The organism is Streptomyces sp. QH1-20 (assembly GCF_041283565.1).
Lineage (GTDB): Bacteria > Actinomycetota > Actinomycetes > Streptomycetales > Streptomycetaceae > Streptomyces > Streptomyces syringius.
This window is the reverse complement of the sequence record NZ_CP166299.1, coordinates 2,784,813-2,806,469: the sequence shown is the minus strand read 5'-3', so window position 1 is coordinate 2,806,469 and position 21,657 is coordinate 2,784,813. Positions and strand designations below refer to the sequence as shown.

Genomic DNA, 21,657 nt, shown 5'->3' with positions numbered 1-21,657 from the left:
ACGCCGGACGGGCTCGGTCGGGCCGAGCCCGGCCGAAACCAGCCCGTCCGGCGCTTGAGGACGCGCCCGCAGGGCGCTCGCCGCCGCGGGCGGCAAACTACGGCCGGACACGGCCTAGGGCTGTCGTCCCGGCCATCCGCCCACTAGATTCGCTACATGGCGGACACCGTGCGAGAGATCGAGCGGAAATACGAAGCCGGAGACAGCGCGGGCGCGCCCCCGCTGCCCGACCTGAGCGGAGTGGCGGGCGTCGCGACCGTCGCCGCCCAGGAACCGGCGGAGCTGGACGCCGTCTACTACGACACCGCCGACCGCCGGCTGGCCACCGCGGGCATCACCCTGCGCCGCCGCACGGGCGGCACCGACGCGGGCTGGCACCTCAAGCTCCCCGTCGCCCCCGGCACCCGCGACGAGATCCGCGCACCCCTGTCACCCGACGTCCCCCGCGCCCTCGCCGCCCTCGTCCGCTCCCGGACCCGCCACGCGCGGCTCACCCCCCTGGTGCGGATCGTCTCCCGCCGCGAGGTCCGCCTCCTCCTCGACGAGCACGGCGGGGTCCTCGCCGAGGCGAGCGCCGACGAGGTCACCGCCGACCGGCTCGCCGACGGCGGCCGCACGGCCCACTGGACGGAATTCGAGCTGGAGCTCGGCAAGGACACCGACCCCGGCTTCCTCGACACCGTCGAGCCCCATCTGCGCGCGGCGGGCCTGCGCCCCTCCAAGGCCCCCTCCAAGCTGTCCCGCGCACTCGCCGAGACCGAGACCGAGACCGAACCCGCGCCGCGCGAGAAGCGAAAGCGGCGCCCGGCCAAGGGCGGCAAGCCCACCGCCGGCGAGCACGTGCTGGCCTACGTCCGCGCCCAGGCCGAAGCCGTCGTCACGGGCGACCTCGACGTCCGGCGCGACGTCGACGACTCCGTCCACCAGATGCGCGTCGCCACCCGCCGGCTGCGCAGCGCCTTCCGCACCTTCGGCAAGGTGCTCGACCGCGAGGTCACCGACCCGATCGGGGCCGAGCTGAAATGGCTCGCCGGTGAACTGGGCGTCGACCGGGACCGCGAGGTCCTCTCCGCCCGTCTGCGCGAACGCGTCGACGAGGTACCGGACACCCTCGTCCTCGGACCCGTCCGCGCCCGGCTGCGCCGCTGGGCCGCCGCCCGCCACGCGGGCGCGCGCAAACGCCTGCTCTCCGTCCTCGACAGCGAGCGCTATCTCACCCTCCTCGACGCCCTCGACGCGCTCCTCGCCGACCCGCCCCTGCTCCCCGCCGCCGACGCCCCGCGCAAGGCCATCGCCAAGGCCGTCCTGCGCGACTACCGCCGCCTCGCCCGCCGCGTCGAGCACGCCCTGGCCACCGAGGCCGGCCCCGGCCGCGACACCGCCCTGCACGAGGCCCGCAAGGCGGCCAAGCGCGTCCGCTACGCCGCCGAGGCCGCGAAACCGGCCCTCGGCAAGCCCGCGAAGCGCTTCGCGCGGCGCATGAAGTCCGTCCAGAGCCTGCTGGGCGAACACCAGGACAGCGTCATGGCCCGCGAAGCCCTGCGCGCCCTCGCGATCCAGGCGCACGCCGCGGGGGAGAGCACCTACACGCTCGGGCTGCTGCACGGCCGGGAGGAAGCCCTCGCGGCCGCGTACGAGCGGGAGCTGCCGGACGTGTGGCGGAAGGCGTCCGCGAAGCGGCACCGGGCCGCGCTGCGGGCGTGAGCCCCTCCCCGGGGTGCCGCCCGGATTCGCCGTGCGACAGGGGACGGTCCTCCTCGCGTACGCTAGAGAGTCGCCCCCTGCCAGCTCCCGAAGGTCGAGATGTCTGTCGAGTCCGTCTTCCCACAGCTCGAAGCGCTGCTCCCGCACGTGCAGAAGCCCATTCAGTACGTCGGTGGAGAGCTGAACTCCACCGTTAAGCCTTGGGACAGCTGTGACGTCCGATGGGCGCTCATGTACCCCGACGCCTACGAGGTCGGACTGCCCAACCAGGGCGTCATGATCCTTTACGAGGTCCTCAACGAGCGCGAGGGTGTGCTCGCCGAGCGCACCTACAGCGTCTGGCCGGACCTCGAAGAGCTGATGCGCGAGCACAAGGTCCCGCAGTTCACCGTGGACGCGCACCGCCCGGTCAAGGCCTTCGACGTCTTCGGCCTGAGCTTCTCCACGGAGCTGGGCTACACCAACATGCTCACCGCCCTGGACCTCGCGGGCATCCCGCTGGAGGCCAAGGACCGCACGATCGACGACCCGATCGTCCTCGCGGGCGGCCACGCGGCCTTCAACCCCGAGCCGATCGCGGAGTTCATCGACTGCGCGGTCATCGGCGACGGCGAGCAGGCCGTCCTGGAGATCACCGAGATCATCCGGGCCTGGAAGGCCGAGGACCGCCCCGGCGGCCGCGAGGAGCTGCTGCTGCGCCTCGCCAAGACCGGCGGCGTCTACGTCCCGGGCTTCTACGACGTGGAGTACCTGCCGGACGGCCGTATCGCCCGTATGGTGCCCAACCGCTCCGGCGTGCCGTGGCGGGTCTCCAAGCACACCGTCATGGACCTCGACGAGTGGCCCTACCCCAAGCAGCCGCTGGTCCCGCTCGCGGAGACCGTCCACGAGCGGATGTCGGTGGAGATCTTCCGCGGCTGCACCCGCGGCTGCCGTTTCTGCCAGGCCGGCATGATCACGCGCCCCGTGCGGGAGCGAAGCATCACCGGCATCGGCGAGATGGTGGAGAAGGGTCTGAAGGCGACCGGCTTCGAGGAGGTCGGCCTGCTGTCGCTGTCCTCCGCGGACCACACCGAGATCGGTGACATCGCCAAGGGCCTCGCCGACCGGTACGAAGAGGACAAGATCGGCCTCTCCCTGCCGTCGACCCGCGTGGACGCCTTCAACGTCGACCTCGCCAACGAGCTGACCCGCAACGGTCGCCGCTCGGGCCTCACCTTCGCCCCCGAGGGCGGCTCCGAGCGCATGCGCAAGGTCATCAACAAGATGGTCTCGGAAGAGGACCTGATCCGTACGGTCTCCACCGCGTACGGCAACGGCTGGCGCCAGGTGAAGCTGTACTTCATGTGCGGCCTGCCCACCGAGACCGACGAGGACGTCCTCCAGATCGGTGACATGGCGGTCAACGTCATCGCCGAGGGCCGCAAGGTCTCCGGGCAGAACGACATCCGCTGCACGGTCTCCATCGGCGGTTTCGTGCCCAAGCCGCACACCCCCTTCCAGTGGGCGCCGCAGCTCTCCGCCGAGGAGACCGACGCGCGCCTGGAGAAGCTGCGCGACAAGATCCGCGGCGACAAGAAGTACGGGCGCTCCATCGGCTTCCGCTACCACGACGGCAAGCCCGGCATCATCGAGGGCCTGCTCTCGCGCGGCGACCGCCGGGTCGGCGCCGTGATCCGCGAGGTCTACGAGTCGGGCGGCCGTTTCGACGGCTGGCGCGAGCACTTCTCCTACGACCGCTGGATGAAGTCCGCCGAGAAGACGCTGCCCCCGCAGGGCGTCGACGTCGCCTGGTACACCACGCGTGAGCGCACGTACGAGGAGGTCCTGCCCTGGGACCACCTGGACTCCGGTCTCGACAAGGACTGGCTCTGGGAGGACTGGCAGGACGCGCTCGACGAGACCGAGGTCGAGGACTGCCGCTGGACGCCGTGCTTCGACTGCGGTGTCTGCCCGCAGATGGACACCTCGATCCAGATCGGCCCGACGGGCAAGAAATTGCTGCCGCTGACGGTCGTCAAGTAGTCCGCGAAAGCGTCCCGTGAAGGCCCCACCGCCCCGGTGGGGCCTTCACGCGTTCCGACCCACCGGGGCGCGCTCCCGCGTGGGGCACGTACTCTAGGTAGCAGTACGACCGCTCTCACGAAGGACTGAACGACACTGGGCAAGCGACAGCCCGAAGGTCCGCCGCCCGCACCTGTGGTGCAGCGCATTCGTCTGCGCTACACCAAGCGCGGCCGCCTTCGGTTCACCAGCCACCGCGATTTCCAGCGCGCCTTCGAGCGGGCCCTGCGCCGCGCCGACGTCCCCATGGCGTACTCGGCGGGCTTCTCCCCGCACCCCAAGGTGTCGTACGCCAATGCCGCACCCACCGGCACGGGCAGTGAGGCCGAGTTCCTGGAGATCCAGCTCGCCGAGTTCCGCGACCCCGGGCAGCTCAGGGAGCTGCTCGACGAGTCGCTGCCCGACGGGCTCGACATCACGGACGCGGTGGAGGCCCACACCTCCTCGTTCGCCGACCGGCTGCAGGCCTCCCTCTGGGAGCTGCGGCTCGACGGCGTCGAGCCGGCGGACGCCGAGCGGGCCGTGGCGGCCTTCCTCGCCGAGGAGACCGTCGAGGTCCAGCGCCGGACGAAAAACGGGTTGCGGACCTTCGACGCCCGTGGCGCGGTGGCCCGACTCGAAGCGCTGGAGGCCCCGGCCGATAGGCCCGGCGACGGTGCCTGTGCGATACTGCGGCTGGTTGTTCGGCATTTGACACCTGCCGTACGACCCGACGACGTCCTGTCCGGTCTCCGCGCTACGGCCGACCTGGCGCCGCCGGTCCCCGCTGCGGTGACCAGGCTGGCGCAGGGGCTGCTCGATGAGGAGTCCGGCACGGTGACCGATCCGCTCGCGCCCGACCGCGACGCCGCCCCGGCCGCCCCATCCACGGCCGCCGGGCCGAGCGCCGCGAAGGTGCCGGAAGGTTCCGCGTAGGACGGCCGTCGTAGCGCCGCCGATCCACCAGGGAGCCACCCGGGTCCGGCAGGCGCACTGACCAGGAGACTTTCGCCGGTGCCGACAACTCGGCCCCGGCGAGCGAGACGACAGCTCCCGTGCGGCGACCGCGCCCCGGACGGCGGTACCGCGCACAACACGCGGACCGCCGGGTCGGATCACGACGCGGCGCCCGGGAGCGTGACGGGAGAACCGCCCGCATGCTCGAAGCTATTGAGCCCACCGAGCCCGAGAACGCGCCCAGCGCACCCGGGAACAACTCCGACGCAAGCCCCAGCGACACGCTGCCGCCGCGCCGCCGCCGCCGTGCGGCGTCGCGCCCGGCCGGTCCGCCGGTGGCGGAGACCGCCGCCGCGCAGCCGGTCGTGACGGCCGCCGCGCCCGAGGCCGCCCCGGCCGAGGCCGCGCCCGTCGCCGAGACCCCCGCCGCCACCGAGGCGGCACCCCCGGCCCGTCCCCGCCGCCGTGCGACCCGCAAGGCGACGGCTCCGGCCGGTTCGCCGCGTACCGCCGCTGCCGCGGAGACCGCCGCACCCGAGGCCGCTCCGGCCGCCGCCACCGAGGCCCCGGCCGAGCCCGCGCCCGCCGCCGAGCCCGTCGCCGAGGTCCCGGACAGCAAGCCGGCCCGTACGCGTCGCCGCGCGGTCCGCAAGGCCACCGCCCCGGCGGGTGCCCCGCAGACCGCCGAGACGCCCGCCGAGCCCGCCGTCCTCGCCGAGGTCCCTGTGCCGCTGGCCATGGAGGCCGCCGCCGAGCCGGCCGCCCTCGCCGAGGAAACCCCGGCCGAGGAGGCCCCGGCCGCGAAGCCGGCCCGTACGCGTCGCCGCGCCACCCGTAAGGCCGGCTCCGCCGCCGCACCGGAGGCGCAGCCCGCCGAGGCCGTGGCCCCGGCCGTGCAGGACGAAGCGGACGAAGAGGCCGAGGAGACCGAGGAAGCCGCCGTGGAGACGGTCGCCGAGGAGGCGCCCGCCAAGCCGGCCCGTGCCGCCCGTGGCCGCCGTCGCGTCGCCCCCGGTGACGCCGAGGCCGCCACCCAGGCCCTTGAGGCCGCGAAGGCGGAGAGCCGCCGCGCCGCCGAGGCCGCGGAGCCCGCCGCCGAGCAGGCCGAGCCCGCCGCCACCGGTGGCCGCCGTCGCCGTGCCGCCGCCGCGGACGTGGAGCCGGAGGCTCCCGCCCGGGGCCGTCGCCGTGCCGTGCGCCCGCCGACCGCCGTGTTCCAGGCGCCGGTGTTCGCCGAGCCCATGTTCCAGACCCCGGAGACCGCCGCCGCGGCCGCCGCCGCCTCCGTTCCCACGGAGGAGCAGCCCGAGGAGGAGCTCGCCCCGGCCGAGCGGCCCGCCGCCGACCGCGGCCGCCGTCGTCGCCGTCGTCGTGGTGAGGCCGCCGAGACCGAGCCGGTCGTGGCCGAGGAGCGCTCTCCCGTCGCGGAGCCCGCGGAGGACGTCCAGGAGGCCCCCGAGGCCCAGGACGTCGAGGACGCCGAGGACGTGGCGCAGGACGACGAGGAGTCGGGCGACCGCCCCTCGCGCCGTCGCCGTCGCGGTGGCCGTCGCCGCCGTCGTGGTGAGTCCGCCGAGGGCGAGGGCGGCGAGGAGGAGACCGAGCGCCGCGCCGAGGCCGACCAGGAGCCGGAGGCCGAGCAGGAGGCCGAGTCCCCCGAGGCCGACGCCGAGGACGAGGACGCGTACGGCTCGTCCAGCAGCCGCCGTCGCCGTCGCCGGCGTCGCCGCAGTGGCGACGCCGCGGAGGCCGAGGTCACCGGTGACGACCCGGAGCGCACGGTCGTGAAGGTCCGTGAGCCGCGCGAGTCCCGCAAGCGCGAGGAGCGCGAGCCCGGCACCGGTTTCGACGAGGTGCAGTCCATCAAGGGCTCGACCCGCATGGAGGCCAAGAAGCAGCGCCGCCGTGAGGGGCGTGAGCAGGGCCGCCGTCGTGTGCCGATCATCACCGAGGCCGAGTTCCTGGCCCGCCGTGAGGCCGTCGAGCGCGTCATGGTCGTGCGCCAGAGCGGTGAGCGCACCCAGATCGGCGTGCTGGAGGACAACGTCCTCGTCGAGCACTACGTGAACAAGGAGCAGGCCACCAGCTACGTCGGCAACGTCTACCTGGGCAAGGTCCAGAACGTGCTGCCGTCGATGGAGGCCGCGTTCGTCGACATCGGCAAGGGCCGCAACGCCGTCCTGTACGCCGGTGAGGTCAACTTCGAGGCGCTCGGCATGGGCAACGGCCCGCGCCGTATCGAGTCCGCGCTGAAGTCCGGCCAGTCCGTGCTGGTCCAGGTCACCAAGGACCCGATCGGTCACAAGGGTGCCCGCCTGACCAGCCAGGTCTCGCTCCCCGGCCGCTACCTGGTCTACGTGCCCGAGGGCTCGATGACCGGCATCAGCCGGAAGCTGCCCGACACCGAGCGCGCGCGGCTGAAGCAGATCCTCAAGAAGATCGTCCCCGAGGACGCGGGCGTGATCGTCCGTACCGCCGCGGAGGGTGCGAGCGAGGACGAGCTGGCCCGTGACGTGCAGCGGCTGCAGGCGCAGTGGGAAGAGATCCAGAAGAAGGCGAAGAGCGGCAACGCCCCGACCCTGCTGTACGGCGAGCCGGACATGACCGTCCGGGTCGTGCGCGACATCTTCAACGAGGACTTCTCCAAGGTCATCGTCAGTGGTGACGGCGCCTGGGAGACCATCCACGGCTATGTCGCGCACGTCGCCCCGGACCTCACCGACCGGCTGCAGAAGTGGACGTCGGACGTCGACGTCTTCGCCACGTACCGGATCGACGAGCAGCTGATGAAGGCGCTGGACCGCAAGGTCTGGCTGCCGAGCGGCGGCTCGCTGGTGATCGACCGGACCGAGGCGATGGTCGTCGTCGACGTCAACACCGGCAAGTTCACCGGCCAGGGCGGCAACCTGGAGGAGACGGTCACCAAGAACAACCTCGAGGCGGCCGAGGAGATCGTGCGTCAGCTGCGGCTGCGCGACCTCGGTGGCATCGTGGTGATCGACTTCATCGACATGGTGCTGGAGGCCAACCGGGACCTGGTGCTGCGGCGTCTGCTGGAGTGCCTGGGCCGGGACCGGACGAAGCACCAGGTCGCCGAGGTGACCTCGCTGGGTCTGGTCCAGATGACCCGTAAGCGGGTCGGCCAGGGCCTGCTGGAGTCCTTCTCCGAGCCGTGCGTGCACTGCAACGGCCGCGGTGTGATCGTCCACATGGACCAGCCGACGTCCGTCGGTGGCGGCGGCGGTGGCAAGCGCGGCAAGAAGAAGGGCAAGGCCGGTGCCGGTCAGCCCGAGCACGACCACGTCCACGAGTACGCGGTGGAGGAGCCGGCCGAGCCGGTCGAGGCAGCCCCGGCCGCCGAGGCCGAGGTGGAGGCCGAGCTGCCCGAGCTGGAGCCCGTCGCGGTGACCGAGGCGGACCTCCAGCCGTCGGTCGGCGGTGACGAGGAGTGGTTCGGCAGCCCGACCGAGGCGAAGGCCGCGGCTTCGCGCGGTGGCCGTACGCGCCGTCGGGCGACCCGCAAGGCGTCCGCCCCGGCGGGTTCGCCGAAGGCGGCCGAGCAGCCGGAGCCCGAGATCGTCGTGGAGCCGGTCGCGCCGGTCGCGGCCCCCGAGGCGATCGCCGAGCCCGTCGTGGAGCCGGCCCCCGAGGCGAAGGCCGAGGTCCCGGCGGCCGTCGAGACGGCAGCCGCCCCGGCCGCTCCCGTCCGTACGCGCCGTCGTGCGGTCCGCAAGGCGACGTCCCCGGCCGGTTCGCCCAAGGCGGCCGAGGAAGCGGCTGTGATGGTCGTGGAGACGCCCGCGAAGGCCGTGGCCGAGCCGGAGCCGGAGCCCGTCCGGGCCGAGGAGCCCGCGGCCCCGGTCGAGCAGGCCGAGCCGGTCGAGGCAGCCCCGGCTGCCGAGGAGGCCGAGTCGGAGGCGCCCGCCAAGAAGACGGCCCGTAAGACGGCCGCCAAGAAGGCACCGGCGAAGAAGGCCACCGCCACGAAGAAGGCGGCGGCCAAGAAGACGACGACCGCCAAGAAGACGACTGCCAAGAAGACGACGACTGCCAAGAAGGCCGCCACGAAGACGGCGACGGCCAAGAAGGCCCCCGCGAAGCGGGCGGCGAAGAAGACGGCAGCCGCCGCCTCCTCCGCCGAGGACTGAGCAGTACGGGGTCCGGGTCCCTTACGGGGCCCGGGCCCCGGTTTGACCCCCCGGACAGGGCCCCGTAACCTTGTCCTTCGGCGTCTGTACGCCAACCCCTGAGCACATCCCTTCCGGTGAATTCCGGGAGAGGCCGCTCGTCCTTTCGGATATGCGCGGGCTGCACGCCCGTGTGAGCGGCTGGCATCAGAGGTCCCGATTACCAGCGAGAGAGTGAGATCCGCGTGTACGCAGTTGTGCGTAGCGGTGGTCGCCAGCACAAGGTTGCTGTCGGCGACATCGTCGAGGTTGACAAGATTTCCGACGGCAAGGTGGGCGACTCTGTCGAGCTCTCCACGCTGCTCGTGGTCGACGGCGAGTCCGTCACCAGCGACCCGTGGGTGCTGGCCGGGATCAAGGTCCAGGCCGAGATCGTGGACCACCACAAGGGTGCCAAGATCGACATCCTGAAGTACAAGAACAAGACCGGCTACCGCAAGCGCATTGGTCACCGCCAGCAGTACACGGCGATCAAGGTCACCGGCATCCCCACGGCTGCGAAGTAAGGGACTGAGACATGGCACACAAGAAGGGCGCATCGTCCACTCGGAACGGTCGCGACTCCAACGCTCAGCGGCTCGGCGTCAAGCGCTTCGGCGGCCAGGCCGTCAACGCCGGTGAGATCCTGGTCCGCCAGCGCGGCACCCACTTCCACCCGGGCACGGGCGTCGGTCGCGGTGGCGACGACACCCTGTTCGCGCTGGCCGCCGGTGCGGTGCAGTTCGGCACCCACCGTGGTCGCAAGGTCGTGAACATCGTCCCGATCGCTGAGTAATCAGCTTTTCGGCACGACATAACACCTTTCCGAGGGCGGGCCTGCTTTTTCCGGTGACGGGGAAGCTGGCCCGCCCTCGACGTGTTTAGTAACAGAGACATCCCCGTATTCATCTGGAGGCACCGCAATGACCACCTTCGTGGACCGCGTCGAGCTGCATGTCGCCGCGGGTAACGGAGGCCATGGCTGCGCCTCCGTTCACCGTGAGAAGTTCAAGCCGCTGGGCGGCCCGGACGGCGGCAACGGCGGCCGTGGCGGCGATGTGATCCTGGTCGTCGACCAGTCGGTCACCACGCTCCTCGACTACCACCACAGCCCGCACCGCAAGGCCGGCAACGGCGCGCCCGGTGCCGGTGACAACCGCTCCGGCAAGGACGGCCAGGACCTGATCCTGCCGGTGCCGGACGGCACCGTCGTCCTGGACAAGCAGGGCAATGTCCTCGCCGACCTCGTCGGTCAGGGCACCACCTTCATCGCCGGCCAGGGCGGCCGCGGCGGCCTCGGCAACGCGGCGCTGGCCTCGGCCCGCCGCAAGGCCCCCGGCTTCGCGCTGCTCGGCGAGCCCGGCGAGTTCCGTGACATCGTCATGGAGCTCAAGACCGTCGCCGACGTGGCGCTGGTCGGCTACCCGAGCGCGGGCAAGTCCTCGCTGATCTCGGTGCTCTCCGCCGCCAAGCCGAAGATCGCGGACTACCCGTTCACGACGCTGGTCCCGAACCTGGGCGTGGTGACGGCCGGTTCGACCGTCTACACCATCGCGGACGTCCCCGGTCTGATCCCGGGCGCGAGCCAGGGCAAGGGCCTCGGCCTGGAGTTCCTGCGGCACGTCGAGCGCTGCTCGGTGCTCGTGCACGTCCTGGACACGGCGACCCTGGAGTCCGACCGTGACCCGGTCTCGGACCTGGACGTCATCGAGGCCGAGCTGAGGCAGTACGGCGGCCTGGACGACCGGCCGCGCATCGTCGTCCTCAACAAGATCGACATCCCGGACGGCCAGGACCTCGCCGACATGATCCGCCCGGATCTGGAGGCCCGCGGCTACCAGGTCTTCGAGGTGTCCGCCGTCGCCCGCACGGGCCTGAAGGAGCTCTCCTTCGCGCTGGCCGGCATCATCGGCGCGGCGCGCGCCGCGAAGCCGAAGGAGGAGGCGACCCGTATCGTCATCCGCCCGAAGGCCGTGGACGACGCCGGCTTCACCGTCACCCTGGGGGACGACGGTCTGTACCGCGTGCGCGGCGAGAAGCCGGAGCGCTGGGTCAAGCAGACCGACTTCAACAACGACGAGGCCGTCGGCTACCTGGCCGACCGGCTCAACCGTCTCGGTGTCGAGGACGCGCTGCTCAAGGCCGGTGCCCGGTCCGGTGACGGCGTCGCGATCGGCAGCGAGGAGAACGCGGTCGTCTTCGACTGGGAGCCGTCGATGGCCGCCGGTGCGGAGATGCTGGGCCGCCGTGGCGAGGACCACCGCCTGGACGCCCCCCGCCCGGCCGCCGTCCGCCGCCGCGACCGCGACGCGGAGCGGGACGAGGCGGACACGGAGTTCGAGAAGTTCAAGCCGTTCTAGCGGACGCTGCGGGGTGGCCGTGAGGGTCACCGAAAGCGCCCTCAAGCGCCGGGCGGGCTTCTGTACCCAGCCCGCCGGCGCTTGAGGGCCTTCGTACAGGCCCGTACGGCCCCGTACAGCGCATGGGGAAGGCCCCGGGAGGAAATCCTCCCGGGGCCTTCCCCATGCGCTGTACGGGCGGCTCAGACCGCGCCGACCGCCGGCCCCGCGGCGAGCGTCTCGCGCTGGGCCGGGATCTCGGCGGCCATGCGGGCCTCCATCCGGGCGCGGCGCTCGTCGGCCTTCGCGCAGAGCGCGAGGGACGCCTGGTTGAAGCGGACCAGCGACGGCGGGTCGGACGGGCCGAGCAGCTCGACCTTCAGCTCCGCACGGGCCGCCGCGAGGGCGTCCTGGCCGGGGGCGCGGACGGCCGCGAGCAGGGCCGGGACGCCTTCCGCCTCGGGGCTGAGGATCGTGGCCGCGCTGACGGTCGGGAAGCCCGCGCGGAACTCCTCCTCGGTCATACCGCTGGTGTTGGCCACCGCGTACGGCTTCTCACTGATGAGGTAGTCCGAGACCACGCTGGAGACATCGCTGATCAGCAGGTCGGACTGGTTGAAGCAGGTGTAGAGGGCGGGCCGGGCGGCCGTGATGATCTGGTGCTCCCAGACCGGCAGCGAGTCCCAGTACGCGGCCTCCCAGGCGGCGGTGGCGTCCGCCACGGTCGCCGCGCGCCCCTTCTCCGGAGTGCCCTGGAGGAGCATCCGCTCGACCTCGTCCGCGCTGGGGCGGAAGGTGCTCGTGGTGAGCCGCTCCAGCTCGACGGTGCGGCGCGCCAGCTCGGCGGCCGCCTCGGGGCCGGGGCGGGGGCCGCCGCGGCGGGCGTTGGCCTCGCGGATCATGGCCTGGATGCGCTCGTTGGCGCGGCCCGCGCGCGGGTCGACGGAGCCGGTCATCGGGTGCGGCTTGTACAGCAGCCGGACCTTGGGGTCGGCGAGCAGCTCGCGGACGATGTTCTCGCCGGCCAGCATCACCGAGGTGTTGCCGGGCTGGCCGTCCCAGCCTTCCCAGGTCGGGGCGTACAGCACGGTGGTGAAGCCCTCGGCGGCGGCCTTGCCGCGCGGCGCGGTGTACGGCTGGATCGGCGCGAGCTGCGGGCGGCCGACCTCGACGACGTCACGGTCGTCGACGCCGATGTCGGCGAGCTGGTAGCGCTCGCGGGCGGCGGGGCCGGCGACCCAGATCTCGTCGTACGCCTTGGAGTACGGGTTGCAGCTGGAGAGCTTGTCGCTCTCGCCGTGGTTGGTGAAGGCGTGCTTGATCGACGGCATGCGCAGGACCTGCGAGGTCTTGCCGGAGTTCGCCGGGTGCAGCAGCATCTTCAGCGACGACTTCTCCAGGGCCATCAGGTGCACGACCTTGGGGATGCAGACGATCGGCACGTCGGTGGCGTCGATCTTCTGCACCATGAAGCGCTCGCGGAGCACGATGACGGGGTTGCCGTCCAGCTCGGCGAGGGTCGAGAGCCACATGTTGGCCTGGTAGGCGGAGCTGGTGCCGCCGGAGAAGTACATGCCGACGGTGGGCTTGTAGCCGGTCAGCCAGGCGTCCAGCCACTCCAGGGCCTGCTGCTCGTTGGCGATGCGCTTCTTGGGGCGCAGCCACGTGGCCAGGTACAGGGCGCCGCCGAGGGAGAGTGCGAAGGCGATGCCGACGCCGATCTCGCCCCACAGGGCCTTCTCGGTGCCCGCGGTGATCAGCGTGCCCGCAGTGGCGGGGGCGGCGAAGCGCAGCAGCCGGCGGCCCTGCTGGCGGGCCAGCAGGCGCGGCGGCGCGGCCGACAGACGCAGGCCGGAGGTGTCGACGTTCCGGGTCAGGAACGGCAGGGTGCGGCTGCGGCGCACGAGGATCGCGACGGCCTGGCAGCCGAAGTGGGCGCCGTAGAAGAGCAGCAGTCCGATGAACAGCGGGGTGTACTCGTGCAGCGGGCCGTCGCCGTGCACGCGCAGCAGCCCGACCATGATCAGCATGTCGCGCAGCAGCTGACGCACGGTGACGTCGAAGCGGACCTTGCCGAGCAGCGAGAGCAGACCGGGGTCTCGGTGCTGGAGATAGAGATCGAGCGCGAGGCCCGCCGCCGAGGCGGTGATGAAGAGCGGCACATTGGGCAGCAGGGCGCCCACGAGCTGAGCGGCGAAGAACGCCAGCATCGCGAGCAGCGCCGCGAGCTGTACGACTCGGCGGGAGACGGATCCGGCAGAAGGCACTGGGCGGGCTCCTGGCAGGAGGGCTAGGGGGTGAGGGAGACCGCGATGGACAACGGTCGGCTACCGACCGTATGACGGCGGCTGGGCCAGGAGCAATCTTCCCTGACGGCAATCATCGCAAAATAGGGCCGAACGACCACATTCCTCAGGCGGTAGATTTGCGGGCCGGAAGCAGGCGGACCAGCGGCGATCACAGGGGTGTACGGACGTGACAGGGGCAGGGACACGGCAAGAGGCCGGTCGGACGGTCGGCCGGGAGGCCGGTCAGGAGCTCCGGCGGGAGGTCGTGGACGCCCGCAGGATCGTGGTCAAGGTGGGATCCTCCTCACTCACCACCGCGGGCGGTGGGCTGGACGCCGACCGGGTTGACGCACTGGTCGACACGCTGGCCAAGGCCGGCGGGGAGAAGGAGATCGTGCTGGTCTCCTCCGGTGCCATCGCCGCCGGTCTCGCACCGCTCGGCCTGGAGCGGCGCCCCCGCGACCTCGCCCGCCAGCAGGCCGCCGCCAGCGTCGGCCAGGGGCTGCTCGTCGCCCGCTACACCGCCTCCTTCGCGCGCTACGGCCGCCGCGTCGGCCAGGTGCTGCTGACCAGCGACGACACCAGCCGCCGTGCGCACTACCGCAACGCCTACCGGACGCTCGACCAGCTGCTCGCCATGGGCGCCGTCCCGGTCGTCAACGAGAACGACACCGTCGCGACGGACGAGATCCGCTTCGGCGACAACGACCGGCTGGCCGCCCTCGTCGCCCATCTCGTCCGGGCCGACCTGCTGGTCCTGCTCTCCGACGTCGACGCCCTCTACGACGGTGACCCGAGCATCCCGGGCACCACGCGGATCGCCGAGGTCACCGGGGAGAAGGATCTCGACGGGGTCTCCGTCGGCAGTGCCGGCAAGGCGGGCGTGGGCACCGGCGGCATGGTCACCAAGGTCGAGGCGGCCCGGATCGCGGCCGCCGCCGGCATCCCCGTCGTCCTCACCTCCGCCAGCCGGGCCGCCGACGCCCTGTCCGGCCGGCCGGCCGGCACGTTCTTCCACCGCACCGGCCGCCGCTCCGCCGACCGGCTGCTGTGGCTCGCGCACGCGTCCACCCCGCGCGGTGCCCTGACGCTGGACGACGGCGCCGTGCGGGCCGTGGTCGACGGGCGCGCGTCGCTGCTCCCGGCGGGCATCGCGTCCGTCGAGGGTGAATTCACCGCGGGTGACCCCGTGGAGCTGCGGGACTCCTCGGGGCGGGCCGTGGCCCGGGGGCTGGTCAACTTCGACGCCCGGGAGATCCCCCGGCTGCTCGGCCGCTCCACCCGTGACCTGGCCCGGGACCTCGGACCCGCGTACGAGCGCGAGGTCGTCCACCGCGATGATCTGGTCGTGCTGCGCCCCTGACGGCCGTCATCCCGGGGCGAGAGTGTGAGGTAAGTCCAGCCTTTCCATGGAGACCTTCTGTAAAACCGCCCCACGGCCGCCTGCGGACTGGTCAACTTTGAGCATGGGGGCCGTCGTGGACGGGCGGTGTCCGCGGGCAGCACGTGGCCCGCACCACCGGACACGGTGAGCACCACCTGAACCAGCAGCAAGACCGGCACAGCGGGACCCAGAGCGGGAACCGGCACCACACCGCTCCGCAGCGCGTGCGCGGAGCAGCGATCAACAGGAGGCCGTCGGTGGTGAGACGAGGGCGCCCCGGGGCGCCGCCCCGGGGGACGGCGGAGCGGACACTGACCAGCGTCGGGACGGGCGACGCGGTGGACGGGACGACGGGGCCCGGGGAGCCGGACGGGGCGGGCGAGACCGTGCGGGACCGTGGTGAGGTCTCCCGGCTGTGGCACGTCACGCTCAGCGTCTCGGGGGCCGAGGCACCGCTGGGGGAGGTGCGGCGGGCGCTCGAGCAGCTCGCCCACGACCACCCTTTCCTGCTGACCAGCCGCTACGCCAACGACCACGCCGAGATCCGCTACTGGGAAGAGGCGCGTGATCTGCACGACGCGGCGGCCGTGGCGCTGCGGCTGTGGGGCGAGCACCGCTCGACCGCCCGGCTGCCTCCGTGGGAGATCGTCGGCCTGGAGGTCATCGACCGCGAGACCTACCACCAGCGCATCGCGGAGGGCTACGGCCCGCTGCCGGCCACGCCGGTGGGCGTGCACCCGTTCTAGGTCCGCGCCCCGGCCGCGGGCCCGCATTCCGCCTACGGCGGTGGGGCGCCCCGTGCGCGACACCGCCGCGCACCGGAGGCGCACCCGCCACGGCCCGCCGGTCGGGTGTCCCGCACTGTGGAATACGGGTGGCTCCCGCGCGCGGCGGGGCTAGGCTGCCGCCATGAGCAGCAGTGTCTTCCCCTCCCCCCTCGCCGACCCGATGCCGCAGTCCCCGGTGCTGCGGGCCGCCTACCGCGCCCGCGCCGCCGCTGCCGACCTGGCGCCACTGCCGCGCTCGGCGAAGGACGAGGCGCTGCTGGCCATCGCCGACGCGCTGGAGGTCCGTACCCGGGAGATCGTCGAGGCCAACGCCGAGGACGTCGAGAAGGCCCGGGCCGCCGGGACCAGCGAGACCGTCATCGACCGGCTGACCCTCACCCCCGAGCGCGTCCGGGCCATCGCCAAGGACGTCCGGGACGTGGTGGCCCTGCCCGACCCCGTCGGCGAGGTCGTCCGCGGCTCCACCCTCCCCAACGGCATCGACCTGCGTCAGGTGCGGGTGCCGCTCGGTGTCGTCGGGATCATCTACGAGGCCCGGCCGAACGTGACCGTGGACGCCGCCGCCCTCTGCCTGAAGTCCGGCAACGCCGTCCTGCTGCGCGGCTCGTCCTCCGCCTACGCCTCCAACACCGCCCTGGTGCGGGTCCTGCGCGACGCCGTCGGCGGTGCCGGGCTGCCCGCCGACGCCGTGCAGCTGGTGCCGGGCGAGAGCCGGGAGTCCGTCCGGGAGCTGATGCGCGCCCGGGGCATGGTCGACGTGCTGATCCCGCGCGGCGGCGCCTCGCTGATCCGCACGGTCGTCCAGGAGTCCACGGTCCCGGTGATCGAGACCGGCACCGGGAACTGCCACGTCTACGTCGACGCCGAGGCCGACCTCGACATGGCCGTGGACATCCTCGTCAATTCCAAGGCGCAGCGCCCCAGCGTCTGCAACGCCGCCGAGACGCTGCTCGTCCACCAGGACATCGCGGAGCGGTTCGTGCCGCGGGCCGTGGCCGCCCTGGCCGAGGCGGGCGTGACCGTGCACGCCGACGAGCGCTTCCAGGCCCTGGCGGAGGGCGGGCCCGCGACCGTCGTGCCCGCGACCGTCGAGGACTGGGAGACCGAGTACCTCTCGTACGACATCGCCGCCGCCGTCGTGGACTCGCTGGACATGGCCGTGCGGCACATCCGGCTGTGGTCCTCCGGCCACACCGAGGCGATCGTCACCACCTCGCAGGCCGCCGCCCGCCGGTTCACCCAGCTGGTGGACTCCACCACGGTCGCCGTCAACGCCTCCACCCGCTTCACGGACGGCAGCCAGTTCGGCTTCGGCGCGGAGATCGGCATCTCCACGCAGAAGCTGCACGCCCGGGGCCCGATGGGCCTGCCGGAGCTGACGTCGACCAAGTACATCGTCACGGGTGACGGTCATGTGCGCGGCGGAGCCGGACCCGTCGCGTCCTGAATTCCCGTAGCGGCTGCGCGGATTGAGCGGTTCGGGTCTAATCTGGACGGGTGCCGGACGATGTGGGGGGCAAGCCGTTCCCGGACGGCGAAGAGCCCGACAGCCACGGCCACGGAGGCGCGGACGAAGAGTTCGCCTCCGTGGTCTTCGACGAGGAGTTCGTGCGGTCCGCCGCGGTCCACGAACCCTCCGCGGCCGAGCGGATGCTCGCCGCCGAGCGGGCGCGCGCCGAGGCCGACGCCGCCCGGGCCCGGGCGGGCGGCGGCCCCGCCGACGACGATGTTTTCGAGGGTTACGAGGGCCCCGAGGGTTTCGACGGCCATGACGGGCACGGCCCCGACGGCCGCCCCGCGACCGGCCAGCCCTCGGCCCGGCCGGGGGAGTGGCACGGTCTCGCCCACGACCTCGACCCCGACGACGCCTACGGCCCGTACGGGCGCTACGGCACGGCCCGGGGCCCGTATCGCGGCCATGCCCGCTGGCACCGCCCGGTGGCCTGGCTGCTCGCCGTGCTGATGGGCATCGGCGTGGTCGCCCTGGCCTTCGCCGCCGTCTACCGCGGCGCCTCCTCGGGCGACCGAGGGGATCCGGCGCCGCCCCCGGCGACCACCGGCGTGGACGCTCCGGCGGCCGGACGGCCCGGCCCCCTGCCGTCGGTGTCCGCCGATTCCGAGCCACCGGTGGCCTCCGCCGCGCCGGGCCGGAGCTGACGCCTCCGGCCGGTCACCCAGCGTGACCGTCCGGCGGGCGGTGACCGGCCGCCGAAGCGTGGGCCAAGGCATGGGGTGCCGGGTGCCCGACGATCCGAACGTTCCGTGGAACTTGTCGTGTACCAGGGCGTTTACCGAGGCCCTGGCGGACCTACTCTTGGAGTATGGACGGGCCGCGAGACCCACCCGAGGGGCCGCCCGAGGGCGCCCCGGGCAGCGGGGACGACGAGTACCGATCGGTCGTCTTCGATGAATCCTTCGTGCGCGCTGCCCGGCTCCAGGAATTCTCGGCGCAGGAGCGGATGGCCGACCACGCGCACCCCGTCCGCAGCCGCCACGTCTGGGCGCGCATCGGCGCGTCCCGGCAGGTCCTCGTCCTGATACTGCTGATCACCATGGCCTTCGGCACCGCCGTCTACATGGGCCTGCGCCACCCCTACGAGGAGCCCAGGCCGCCGACGGCCGAGGCGCTGCGCACCACGCTCGTGCCGCTCGCGCCCCGCGACCCCGTACCGGGCGGGATCTCCGCGCGGGAACTGCTCGACCACAGCCCGGCGGCGCAGTTCCGCGACGGCGAGGAAGGGATCAATCTGCCGCCGGCCCGGCGCACCCAGCACTTCTCCGAGAGCCTGGTGATGACGGCGCTCGCCACCGCCAAGGAGTACACGCTGAAGTCGGCGCTCGACCGCGCCACGCTCACCGGCGGTGCCCAGCGCGGCGTCCGGCTGCTGCTCGACCCGTCCCAACTCGACCAGTTCGACCGCAGTTTCACCAAGCCCGTCGACGACGGCCGGCATGCCGCCACCGGCTGGCTGGTGCGCTTCGACCCCACGCAGATCGCGCTCGCCGACGTGCCGGTGCGGACCCAGGGCACCTTCTCCCTCACCGAGACGACGCCCGGCACGCTGGAGGTCGCCGCCGACCACACCTTCGTCTACGCCGTGCACGCCGTGCGGGCCGGCGGCGGACAGCACGCGGAGCCGGGGCAGGGCGAGGACCGGGCGTCGCTGTTCACCGTGCGGCGGCAGATGCGCTTCCGCTTCGACCGTGACGATCTGCAGGGGCACCACGTGGAGGTCCTGCAGAGCCACGTCCAGGCCGGACCGCAGTCCTGCTCGGCCGACGACGCCGGCTATCTGCGGCCGCTGCTGGCCGGGCAGCGGGCCACCGACCGGCCGGCCGACACCGACCCGTACGCGACGGGCCGGGAGTCGGCCGCCCTGTGCGGCGTCATGGCCCCCAGTGCCCAGCCGAGCCTGCCGAAGGCGTCTTGACCAAGCGCTGGCCGTGTCCGGCGGGCGGGGGCGGGTGTACCTCCGCTGCGCGGTGGTGTCCTCAATCGCCGGACGGGCTGCTGTGCTGTGTCCTCAATCGCCGGACGGGCTGATCTTCAAGCCCGTCCGGCGATTGAGGACGCGCCCGAAGGGCGCCTGCCGCCGCAGGCGGCACCGGCGACCAAGACGGCCCGCCGTCGGCAGGCCCTATCGCTCCCCAGGCGTGTCCTCGGGGCCGTTGCCCGGCGTGCCGGTGCCGCCGCCCTTGGGCGGGGTCGCGCGGCCGCCGAAGGTGTCCCGCAGTCGGCCGCCCAGGTCGGACGCCCCGCCCGCGATGTCCCGCACGAGGCCCATCAGCGGGTCCTTGCTGGAGCGCACCGTCTCGGCGTAATGGCTCGCGGACTCACGGAAGGAGTCGGACACCGAGGTGTCCTTGTCCTCCGCGCGGCGCGGGTAGTGGCCGTCCATGATGCGCTGGTAGTCGCGGCTCTCGGCCCACTTCTTCAGCTCCGCGGCGCGCACGGTCGTGAAGGGGTGGGTGCGCGGCAGCACATTGAGGATCTTGAGCACGGAGTCGCGCAGATCGCCACCCGCCTCGTACTCCTCGGCCTGGGCGAGGAACGCGTCCACGTTCATCTCGTGCAGGTGGTTGCCGCCCGCGATCTTCATCAGACCGCGCATGGAGGCCCGCAGATCCTGCCCCACGAGCAGGCCCGCCCGGTCCGCCGACAGCTCCGACTTGCGGAACCACTCGCGCAGCGCCGTCACGATCGCCATCACCGCGATATTGCCCAGCGGAATCCAGGCGATCTTGAGGGCGAAGTTGGTCAGGAAGAGCAATATCGTCCGGTAGACCGCGTGCCCGGACAGCGCGTGGCCCACCTCGTGGCCCACGACGGCCCGCATCTCCTCCTCGTCGAGCAGCTCGACCAGGCCCGTGGTCACCACGATGATCGGCTCGTCCAGGCCGATGCACATGGCGTTCGGCTGCGGGTCCTGGGTGACGTACATCGGCGGGACCTTGGGCAGGTCCAGGATGTAGCAGGCGTCCAGCAGCATCGCGTGCAGATGCTGGAACTGCTGGTCGCTCACCCGCACCGAGTCGGACAGGAACAGCAGCCGCAGGCTGCGCTCGGGCAGCAGCCCGCTGAGCGCCTTGAAGACGGTGTCGAAGCCGCTCAGCTTGCGCAGGGCCACCAGGGCCGAGCGGTCCGCCGGGTGCTCGTACGCCCGCGAGGAGATGTCCGGGAACCGCCGGCGCTCGCGGCCCGGCAGCCGCTTCGCGCCCTCGGCCCGGCCGTCGGCGCCGTGGCCGGCCTTGTCGTCGGAGCTGTTGTCGGAGCTGTTGTCACTCATCGAGACCCCCTCAATGGGCTGATCATGGCTCGTCCCCCGGCTTGCCGGACCCCACCCTAGGCCGTGGCACCGGCATGGCTACCGTGGGGACATGCCGCATATCAATGGTTTCGCCACGCATCCCGGATTCACCGAGCTGCTCGCCGTGTCCAAGGGCGACCAGGGCCCGGGCGCGCTGCTGCGCACGGTCATCGTCGTCGGCGTGGTGGGCATCGCCCTCCTCGCCTGGTTCCTGCTGCGTGGTTACGGCAACAAGGACTGACGCGCCGGAGTCGGCGTGGGGTTGCGAACGGCCCCCGCATACGATGTGGCAGAAGTCTCCACCCGATCCGGCGATCCCCGGATCCCATCCCGGATAGGTCCTGCCGACGATGAACCTCATCACCGCCCACGCCGCCGCCGCCACCCTCGCCTCCGAGGGCGAGCACGTCGACACCCACGCGAGCCTCAGCCCGTACATGACCGGTGGCGCCGCCCTGGTCATCCTGCTGCTCCTGCTCTGGATCACCACCCGCTTCAACCGCGACCGCTGACCCCACCGGTCCCTGGGGGCTCGGCGCCGAGCCGCGCCCAGTAGGGTCTGCACGCATGGGAGAGCAGACAGGGCCCGTGAAGCGGCGGCTCGGCGTGATGGGCGGGACCTTCGACCCGGTCCACCACGGCCACCTGGTCGCCGCCAGCGAGGTGGCTTCGCAGTTCCACCTGGACGAGGTGGTCTTCGTACCGACCGGGCAGCCGTGGCAGAAGAGCCACCGGGCGGTGTCACCGGCCGAGGACCGCTATCTGATGACGGTCATCGCCACCGCGTCCAACCCGCAGTTCTCGGTCAGCCGGATCGACATCGACCGCGGTGGTCCGACGTACACCACCGACACGCTCCGCGACCTGCGCTCCCTCAACGACGACGCGGACCTGTTCTTCATCACCGGTGCCGACGCGCTGGCGCAGATCCTGACCTGGCGGGACACGGACGAGCTGTTCTCCCTCGCCCACTTCATCGGCGTCACCCGGCCCGGCCACATACTCGCCAACCCGGGGCTGCCCGAGGACCGGGTCTCCTTCGTCGAGGTGCCCGCGCTCGCGATCTCCTCCTCCGACTGCCGCGCGCGAGTGGCGCAGGGCGAGCCGGTCTGGTACCTGGTGCCCGACGGTGTGGTGCGCTACATCGACAAGCGCAAGCTCTACCGGCACAGCGGCTGAT

Annotated in this window: 17 protein-coding genes; 15 read left to right on the top strand and 2 right to left on the bottom strand. The window is 72.5% G+C overall.

The annotated features are described in order from the left end of the window. Positions 1–156: 156 nt before the first annotated feature. The 7 genes from AB8O64_RS12625 to obgE all read left to right on the top strand — a co-directional run bounded on the left by AB8O64_RS12625 (position 157) and on the right by obgE (position 11,230). Positions 157–1,704, top strand: coding sequence for a CHAD domain-containing protein (locus AB8O64_RS12625; protein ID WP_370419270.1), 1,548 nt, complete (start codon positions 157–159; stop codon positions 1,702–1,704). A gap of 99 nt (positions 1,705–1,803) precedes the next feature. After that, positions 1,804–3,729, top strand: a complete 1,926-nt coding sequence (locus AB8O64_RS12620; protein ID WP_370419269.1) for a TIGR03960 family B12-binding radical SAM protein — start codon at positions 1,804–1,806, stop codon at positions 3,727–3,729. Positions 3,730–3,906: 177 nt separating this feature from the next. After that, positions 3,907–4,683: a TIGR03936 family radical SAM-associated protein gene (locus tag AB8O64_RS12615; RefSeq protein ID WP_370423855.1), complete on the top strand. Its 777-nt coding sequence runs from the start codon at positions 3,907–3,909 to the stop codon at positions 4,681–4,683. 221 nt (positions 4,684–4,904) lie between these two features. After that, entirely contained in the window at positions 4,905–8,852 is a 3,948-nt protein-coding gene (locus tag AB8O64_RS12610) for an Rne/Rng family ribonuclease (RefSeq protein WP_370419268.1), read from the top strand. Positions 8,853–9,076: 224 nt separating this feature from the next. After that, the gene (gene rplU / locus AB8O64_RS12605) at positions 9,077–9,397 is read left to right on the top strand and encodes a 50S ribosomal protein L21 (RefSeq protein WP_130877714.1); all 321 of its coding nucleotides are present in this window, start codon (positions 9,077–9,079) and stop codon (positions 9,395–9,397) included. A gap of 11 nt (positions 9,398–9,408) precedes the next feature. Then, positions 9,409–9,666, top strand: coding sequence for a 50S ribosomal protein L27 (gene rpmA / locus AB8O64_RS12600; protein WP_116211787.1), 258 nt, complete (start codon positions 9,409–9,411; stop codon positions 9,664–9,666). A gap of 127 nt (positions 9,667–9,793) precedes the next feature. Beyond that, entirely contained in the window at positions 9,794–11,230 is a 1,437-nt protein-coding gene (gene obgE / locus AB8O64_RS12595; RefSeq protein ID WP_370419267.1) for a GTPase ObgE, read from the top strand. 182 nt (positions 11,231–11,412) lie between these two features. On the opposite strand, the gene AB8O64_RS12590 is transcribed toward obgE, so the two are convergent. Next, on the bottom strand, positions 11,413–13,476 hold the full coding sequence (locus tag AB8O64_RS12590) for a hypothetical protein (protein WP_370419265.1): 2,064 nt from the start codon (positions 13,474–13,476) through the stop codon (positions 11,413–11,415). Positions 13,477–13,762: 286 nt separating this feature from the next. On the opposite strand from AB8O64_RS12590, the gene proB reads away from it, so the two are divergent. The 5 genes from proB to AB8O64_RS12565 all read left to right on the top strand — a co-directional run bounded on the left by proB (position 13,763) and on the right by AB8O64_RS12565 (position 19,100). Next, on the top strand, positions 13,763–14,860 hold the full coding sequence (gene proB / locus AB8O64_RS12585; RefSeq protein ID WP_370419263.1) for a glutamate 5-kinase: 1,098 nt from the start codon (positions 13,763–13,765) through the stop codon (positions 14,858–14,860). A 281-nt stretch (positions 14,861–15,141) separates the two neighbouring features. Beyond that, positions 15,142–15,627 (top strand): hypothetical protein, encoded by a 486-nt coding sequence (locus AB8O64_RS12580; RefSeq protein WP_370423854.1) that lies wholly within the window; start codon positions 15,142–15,144, stop codon positions 15,625–15,627. Between the two features lie 202 nt (positions 15,628–15,829). Further along, positions 15,830–17,116, top strand: coding sequence for a glutamate-5-semialdehyde dehydrogenase (locus tag AB8O64_RS12575; protein ID WP_130877876.1), 1,287 nt, complete (start codon positions 15,830–15,832; stop codon positions 17,114–17,116). Positions 17,117–17,166: 50 nt separating this feature from the next. Beyond that, on the top strand, positions 17,167–17,826 hold the full coding sequence (locus AB8O64_RS12570) for a hypothetical protein (protein ID WP_356456267.1): 660 nt from the start codon (positions 17,167–17,169) through the stop codon (positions 17,824–17,826). A gap of 164 nt (positions 17,827–17,990) precedes the next feature. After that, positions 17,991–19,100, top strand: coding sequence for a hypothetical protein (locus tag AB8O64_RS12565; RefSeq protein ID WP_370419261.1), 1,110 nt, complete (start codon positions 17,991–17,993; stop codon positions 19,098–19,100). A gap of 207 nt (positions 19,101–19,307) precedes the next feature. Here the strand turns inward: AB8O64_RS12565 and AB8O64_RS12560 are convergent, their stop codons facing one another. Continuing rightward, positions 19,308–20,456: a M48 family metallopeptidase gene (locus tag AB8O64_RS12560; RefSeq protein WP_370419259.1), complete on the bottom strand. Its 1,149-nt coding sequence runs from the start codon at positions 20,454–20,456 to the stop codon at positions 19,308–19,310. 91 nt (positions 20,457–20,547) lie between these two features. Here AB8O64_RS12560 and AB8O64_RS12555 point away from each other — a divergent pair, with 91 nt between their 5' ends. The 3 genes from AB8O64_RS12555 (at position 20,548) to nadD (ending at position 21,656) form a co-directional block, all read left to right on the top strand. Next, entirely contained in the window at positions 20,548–20,718 is a 171-nt protein-coding gene (locus AB8O64_RS12555) for a hypothetical protein (protein WP_356456264.1), read from the top strand. Positions 20,719–20,827: 109 nt separating this feature from the next. Continuing rightward, positions 20,828–20,989 carry a hypothetical protein gene (locus tag AB8O64_RS12550; RefSeq protein ID WP_370419257.1) on the top strand — a complete coding sequence of 54 codons (162 nt, stop codon included), beginning with the start codon at positions 20,828–20,830 and terminating at the stop codon, positions 20,987–20,989. Positions 20,990–21,044: 55 nt separating this feature from the next. Then, positions 21,045–21,656, top strand: a complete 612-nt coding sequence (gene nadD / locus AB8O64_RS12545; protein WP_356456262.1) for a nicotinate-nucleotide adenylyltransferase — start codon at positions 21,045–21,047, stop codon at positions 21,654–21,656. Position 21,657: the final 1 nt, after the last annotated feature.